This window comes from Planktothrix prolifica NIVA-CYA 540 (assembly GCF_963864145.1).
GTDB classification, from domain to species: Bacteria; Cyanobacteriota; Cyanobacteriia; order Cyanobacteriales; family Microcoleaceae; genus Planktothrix; species Planktothrix agardhii.
In genome coordinates, this window is sequence record NZ_CAWLTW010000001.1 from 3142747 (window position 1) to 3147762 (window position 5016).

At 41.1% G+C, this 5016-nt stretch carries 5 protein-coding genes; 2 read left to right on the plus strand and 3 right to left on the minus strand.

What is annotated here, in order from left to right; genetic code table 11:
- On the plus strand, window positions 1–768 hold a 768-nt coding region (locus tag AC559H_RS13980), incomplete at its 5' end, for an RNA-guided endonuclease InsQ/TnpB family protein (protein ID WP_026798527.1).
- Window positions 769–932: 164 nt separating this feature from the next.
- Here the strand turns inward: AC559H_RS13980 and AC559H_RS13985 are convergent.
- The 3 genes from AC559H_RS13985 to zds all read right to left on the minus strand — a co-directional run bounded on the left by AC559H_RS13985 (window position 933) and on the right by zds (window position 3472).
- Window positions 933–1370, minus strand: a complete 438-nt coding sequence (locus AC559H_RS13985; RefSeq protein ID WP_026796096.1) for a DUF4079 domain-containing protein — start codon at window positions 1368–1370, stop codon at window positions 933–935.
- Window positions 1371–1424: 54 nt separating this feature from the next.
- A complete protein-coding gene (locus tag AC559H_RS13990) occupies window positions 1425–1877 on the minus strand; it encodes an SRPBCC family protein (protein ID WP_026785643.1) in 453 nt (150 codons plus the stop codon).
- A gap of 125 nt (window positions 1878–2002) precedes the next feature.
- Entirely contained in the window at window positions 2003–3472 is a 1470-nt protein-coding gene (gene zds, locus AC559H_RS13995; protein WP_026796095.1) for a 9,9'-di-cis-zeta-carotene desaturase, read from the minus strand.
- Between the two features lie 150 nt (window positions 3473–3622).
- Between zds and AC559H_RS14000 the strand changes: the two genes are divergently transcribed.
- Window positions 3623–4819, plus strand: a complete 1197-nt coding sequence (locus tag AC559H_RS14000; RefSeq protein ID WP_026785641.1) for a M20 family metallopeptidase — start codon at window positions 3623–3625, stop codon at window positions 4817–4819.
- Window positions 4820–5016 lie beyond the last annotated feature (197 nt).

Consider the following 5016-nt stretch of genomic DNA (forward strand, 5'->3'; position numbering starts at 1 on the left):
ATTAAGGACATAAAACGGGTGCGTTTAATTCGTCGTGCCGATGGATATTACGCACAATTTTGTCTGAATATTAATGTCACCGATATTCAACCCAAAACCGGAAAAGAAATAGGACTTGATGTTGGTATTGAGTCGTTTTACACAGATTCAAATGGATATCAAGAAGCTAATCCTAAGTTTCTCAGAAAAGCTGAACAATCAATTAAGCAATCTCAGAAACAAATCTATAAAAAAGTTAAAGGTTCATCGGGGAGACGGAAAGCTAGGAAAGTTTACAGTAAAAAACATTTGAAAGTAAGTAGACAACGGAATGAACACGCCAAGATAACGGCGCGTAACGTATGCACATCAAACGATGTAGTGGTCTATGAAGATTTAAGTGTTAGAAATTTAGTTAAAAACCATTGTTTGGCTAAATCAATTAGTGATGCCAGTTGGTATTTGTTTCGGAAATGGATAGAATATTTTGCAGCTAAGTTTGATAAGTTAGCAATTCCTGTTGCACCCCATTACACTTCACAAAAATGTTCTAATTGTGGGGTAATAGTGAAAAAATCTCTATCAACCCGCACCCATATTTGTACTTGTGGATGTGAGTTGCATAGAGATACAAATGCCGCAATTAATATTCTTAATCTTGGTAAACAAGCTAGGGGAGGGCATCCCCAAAGTAACTCTAATGGACTGGAAACCTCTACTCCTCTTGATGAAAGTCTGGTCGAGCAAGTGTCCAGGTTGAAGTTAGAATCTCAGTGTCTTCAGACCTGAGAGTGTCAATCTATCTTGCTTTTTGAAGTTCGTAGAGATAGGTCATTGGCGGTCTAAACAGAGGTTAAGGTTAAGAATAGTATTTTACTCCTAATTTGATTGATTTGTGTTGAAAAAATATAATTTTAATCTATTGATCACCAGATTTTGTATGAATAATTACATCAAGGTAAATATTTCTGAACAATTACCCACCCGGATAAAGAAACCGCAGTAAAAGCAAAAAATAAACCCATATTTATGCTAAGATGAAGGGGGCGCGCCCAGGTATTTTTAGGATTAATTTGGGTAGCACTCCAAGCCGATCCTAATACTAAACTTACCACAATTAATCCGGCGGCTAGATGAATTGAATGCCCTAAACTCCCGTAATATCCAAGAGTCCCCACTAAACCAACGGTTAGTAAAATTAAGACTAAACTCACCATTACCCCACCTATAAGGTAATGAAAATTTCTGAGTCCGTTAGGTCGAGGTTGTTGATTTTTTCGGGAATATAGCATCCATCCTCCTGTCATCGCTAACAATACATAAGCGAAGATAGAAAATCCCATCGACCAAGCCGCAATTTTCCATAACCACAAAAATGAGGGTAAATTCATAACACGGATTTTAACGGATTAAAGGGATTTCACGGATAAAGATTTTAACAGATGTTAATTTAAAGAGTTACCATAATATTCTATGGCATAATCCTTAAACCGTTCTAAATCTTTTTGCAGGGTTGACTCCACTACTCCACCCAAAAATAAATTATCCATCAGTTGTCCTAAAATCCCAGGAATGGCATAAGAAATAGTTAATTTAACAATACTACTCCCATGACGATCATAAAACCTAATTGCTCCTCGATTCGGTAAACCATCTACTGATTCCCATTGAATAATTTGATTAGGAATTTGTTTTAAAATCCTTGATAACCAACTAAATTCTAAATTACCCGTGGCTAATTTCCAACGGGATAAATCAGGATTATCTTCTAAAATTTTAACTGAATCAATCCATTTCATCCAACGGGGCATTTGTTCCAAATCCGACCACAAAATCCAAGAGATATCAATGGGAACAGGAACTTCCACTTGCACACTATGTTCTAACCAATCAGCCATAATATTTACAGATTTACAAAGATTTTACCTAATTGAATTTGTAGTATTGCTATACAATGTGAATCCTAAATAATAATTAGCCAAAATCATAAATTTCAGGCTAATTATTAAGATAAAATCCTCAATTATCCAGCAACAACAGGGGAAGGTTTAAGATCGGAAAAGCTAGTTTCTAATATAGCCTTAGCCGCCTGTCGTCCTGAAATAGTTGCCCCTTCCATACTATCAATATAATCCTGTTGTGTGTAACTTCCAGCTAAAAAGAAATTAGCAACGGGAGTTTTTTGAGCCGGACGATAGGCGTCCATGCCTGGGGATTCTCGATACAAAGATTGAGCTAATTTAACCACACTATACCAGGTCATATTCAATTCCCTGGAACTAGGAAATAAATTATGAACTTGTTTTAAAACGTGCTGGGCAATTTCCTGATTATTTTGTTTAATAAAAGGATCTCCAGGGGTTAAAACTAACTGTAATAAAGATCCTTGTCCCTCTCGATAATAGTCCGCCGGACTGGATAAAGCTAAGTCAGAAAAACAGGAAAAATCCGCATCGGCTGTATATAATAAATTATCAATTCCGGCGGCTTCTTTAAGTTGTTGACGTTTTTGGGGATCATTTAATTCCGTCACCCAACCATCAAACCGCAGTTGCACCGTTGCCACGGGAACCGCTTCTAACTTATAAATATTGTCAAACTCCGACCATTTTCGCCAAGCGGTGGGAATCATTTTTTGTACCCCCGGAATATCCCCGGCAAAAACATAAGCATCGGCGAGAATTGTTTCTTCAGTTTCTCCTTTTGCTACTACCATTCCAGTCACATAGGTTTTACCTTCTATTTCTGAAAATTGTATTTCTCGAACTCGGCGTCGGGTATGAATTTTCACACCTCTTTGTTCCAAATAATTCACAATGGGTTTATGCAAATATTCCTCCGGAGATCCTGTCAACATTCGCAATATAGATGCCTCTGTTTTGGTGGCAAAAAATAGAAAAATCGTTAACATACACCGGGCGGACATATTCTCAGTATCAATAAATCCCAAGGCATAGGCAATCGGGTTCCACATCCGTTTTAGACTACCTTCAGAACCGCCATGACTGCGAAACCATTCAGCAAAACTAATTCTATCTAACTCGCGGATAGTCCTCATCGCTCCTTCAAAGTCTACCAACCCTTGGACAATCGGGCTAGTCCCCAAAGCGATCGCATTTTGTAATTTATCAATCACCGAGAGTTGGGATGTGGTAAAAAACGCCTTCAACCCGTTAAAAGGCGCCCCGGTAATGAAGCGAAAGTCTAAACTGCCAGTTTTCCCCCCGGTATTGATAAAAATGTGGGTATGGTCTTTTAACCCAAGGTTGTCAATCGCCCCCACCTTTCTCATCAGTTCAAATAAGTTATAGTAGCAGCCAAAAAAGACGTGCAACCCCATTTCAATATGATTGCCTTCCGGGTCTATCCAACTGCTGACTTTACCCCCGACAAAGGGACGGGATTCAAAAATTTCTACTTCGTGTCCGGCATCCACTAGGTCAATTGCCGTAGCCATGCCCGCTAAACCTGCTCCTGCGATCGCAACCCGCATTTGTTAGACTGCCCTTTATCTTAAGCGTTTGTTTACAGATTGTAACAAAAAGCGGGAATATTAAAAAGAGGGAGGTTGGGAGGGATCAATTCCTGGCAACTTCACACAGAATTAATATGAGTCTAGTTATCAATAACTTCAATAGATTATATGCTGGAAAAAATTAAAGATATTGCCACAACCTTAGCCCCTAGGTTAATTGAGATTCGTCGCCATATTCATGCCCATCCAGAACTCAGTGGTCAAGAATATCAAACCTCAGCTTATGTTGCCGGGGTTTTATCCTCCTGTGGGATTAAGGTACAAGAAGGTGTGGGGACAACGGGAGTCGTGGGAGAATTCAAGGGAAATACTACCAACCCCCGTTGGTTTGCTATTCGCACCGATATGGACGCTCTACCCATGACCGAATTAACCGGGTTAGAGTATGCCTCTCGACAGATGGGAGTGATGCACGCTTGCGGACATGACTTGCACACCACGTTAGGGTTAGGAACAGCGATGGTTTTATCTCATTTAGGTCAGAATTTTCCGGGCAAAGTGAGGTTTTTGTTTCAACCGGCGGAAGAAATTGCTAAAGGGGCAACCTGGATGGTACATGATAACGTCATGGAGGACGTGGCAGCGATTTTGGGGGTTCATGTCTTCCCCAGTATTCCCGCCGGATGTGTGGGACTGCGACAGGGGGCGTTAACGGCGGCGGCGGATGATTTGGAATTAACGATTATCGGAGAGTCGGGTCACGGGGCGCGACCCCATGAAGCTAAGGATGCGATTTGGATCGCGGCCCAGGTAATTACCATGTTACAACAGGCGATTAGTCGCACTCAAAACCCTTTAAGACCTGTGGTTTTATCCATTGGTCAAATTGTAGGCGGACGGGCACCTAATATTATTGCGGATCAGGTTAAACTATTAGGAACGGTGCGATCGCTTCATCCTGAAACCTACGCATCTTTACCGGGTTGGATAGAACAAATTGTTGCTAATATTTGCCAAATGTACGGGGCAAATTATGAGTTAAATTATCGTCGAGGTGTTCCCTCGGTGCAGAATGATCCGATGTTAACTCAAATTGTCGAAGAAAGTGTTAGAGAAGCATTTGGGTCTGGTGCGGTTTTGAATTTACCCGAACCCTCTTTAGGTGCAGAGGATTTTTCTGTCTATTTAGATTATGCACCCGGCATGATGTTTCGCTTAGGTGTCGGACACAAAAATAAACATAATTATCCCTTACATCATCCTAAGTTTGAAATTGATGAATCGGCAATTATTATGGGGGTGGTAACTTTAGCCTATTCTGCCTATAAATTTTGTCAAAAACAATTAGCAACGGAGAAGAATTAATCAATCGCAAAAATATCCGTTACCCAGTTATAGCAACCGCCAAGGCAGTTAGGACACCAGACGGATCTTGGAACCCAGACGGTGAAGTGATTTCCCCCGGTGTTCCCTCCCCCCCCTAGCCTGCCGTGCACGGGGGTTGGGGGGCTGTTCCCTGATCCGGCGTTCCCTCCCCCCCGTAGCCCCCGTGCACGGGGGTT